This is a genomic window from Actinotalea ferrariae (assembly GCF_019733465.1).
Lineage (GTDB): Bacteria > Actinomycetota > Actinomycetes > Actinomycetales > Cellulomonadaceae > Actinotalea > Actinotalea ferrariae_A.
The window spans coordinates 1-1,608 of sequence record NZ_JACVQL010000425.1 but is presented as its reverse complement, the minus strand read 5'-3'; the positions used below and the strand labels follow the sequence as shown (position 1 = coordinate 1,608).

Here is a 1,608-nt window from a genome sequence, read left to right as displayed (position 1 = left end):
GGGCACGACGACGGCCGGGGCGACCGCCGGGTGCTGCGCCCACATCGGGTCGGCCACGGCGACGTCGTCGGTCGCCGCGACGACGACGCGCCCCGCGGACCAGGCCGGCAGCCGGTCGGGGTCGAGCGGCGCGTCTGCGGTCGCGAGCCGCACGAGGGCACGCCACACCTCGCCCGCGACGGCCGGCGGCACCTCGGCGCCGGGTCCGGGCAGGTGGTCGAGCACGTCGGCCCAGCCGTGAGGGTCGAACTCGGCGAGCGACGCGACGCCGCCGAGCGCGCGCAGCACGGCCTCGTCGTGGCCGGCGAGGGCTGCGGGCGAGTCGGCGAGCAGCCCGGTCGCCCAGGTGGCTCCGTCGTGCGTCTCACCGGGGAGGAGGAACGGGCGGCCGAGGCCCAGGGGCGACCGTCGGCGCAGCCACCACGCGGTGTACGACGGCGCACGTCCCCCGCCGGGCAGCAGCACGGGGTCCGTGAGCGCGGGCCGCGCGCCGCCCGCGGCGAGCGCGCGCAGCACCTCGGGCCACGCCTCGGGGCGGACGGCGTCGAGGTCGGCGACGACGAGGTGCTCGACCGGTGCGACGTCGGCGGCCTCGTCCGTGAGGTCGGCGAGGTCGTCGAGGTACTCGCGCCACCCGTCGAGCGCGTGCGCGGGGTCGTCGTCGGCGTCCGCCTCCACGTCCACGGTGCTGCCGACGTCGGGGTCGGCCGTGACCGTCAGCACGCGCAGGCCCGAGCGCACCCCGACGACGGCGAGCTCGTCGGGCCAGCGCGTCCGCAGGGCCTCGGCGACGGGCGGGAGCACCTCGGCGTCGAACCAGCGCGCCGCGTCCGAGCCGGGCAGCACGAGGCCCGCGGCGGGCAGGCGGTCGCCGTCGTCGGCCTCGAGCAGCAGCTCGCCCCACCACGCGACCTCGGGTGCCGGACCGCCCGCGAGCGCGACGCGGACGAGGCCCAGCACGACGTCCGCGACCGCGGCGGCGTCGTCGGCCGGCCTGTCAGGGACGTCGCCGGCCGGGCCGTGGGCCGCCAGGCTGGGCGGGTGGTCGGGCAGGTCGCCAGCCAGGTCGGGCCATGCCGTGTCCGCCGGGTCGGCGGGCTCGTCAGGGTCGGCGCCGAGGACGCGCTCGCGGACGGCGTCGTGGCGCAGGACGCCCCACGCGTCGAGGCGCTCGGCCCCGAGCCGCTCGAGCAGAGGGTGCGCCTGGTCCGGGTGCACCGCGCGGACGCCCCACCGGCACAGGGTGCGCAGCGCGGCGGCCGGCACGCCGTCCGCCACGACCAGGCCCCGCGCGCCGCGCACGGTGCGCCCGTCGGCGAGGACGACCGGCAGCGTCGCGAGCTGCTCGAGGGTGCGCGCGTCGCTCGGTACGACGTCGAGCAGCCGGCGCAGCGCGGCCGGGTCGGTCGCGGACAGCCCGTCGACCACCTCGGCGAGCTCGAGCGTGCGCACGCCGAGCAGGGGGACGAGGTGCCGTTGGTGCGGCGCGAGGTCGACGAGGCCCGCGACCCACGGCGCGAGCGCCCGCACGAGCCCGCGGTCCGTGCCGGGCGGCAGGGTGACGGCGCCGCTCGCCGGGAGCCGGCCGCCGTCGGCCGCGGGCAGCAG

The 1,608-nt window shown here is 80.0% G+C and carries 1 pseudogene; it reads right to left on the bottom strand.

The window, feature by feature from the left end:
- Window positions 1-1,608: pseudogene (locus ICW40_RS20565) on the bottom strand (sacsin N-terminal ATP-binding-like domain-containing protein); the annotation flags it as partial.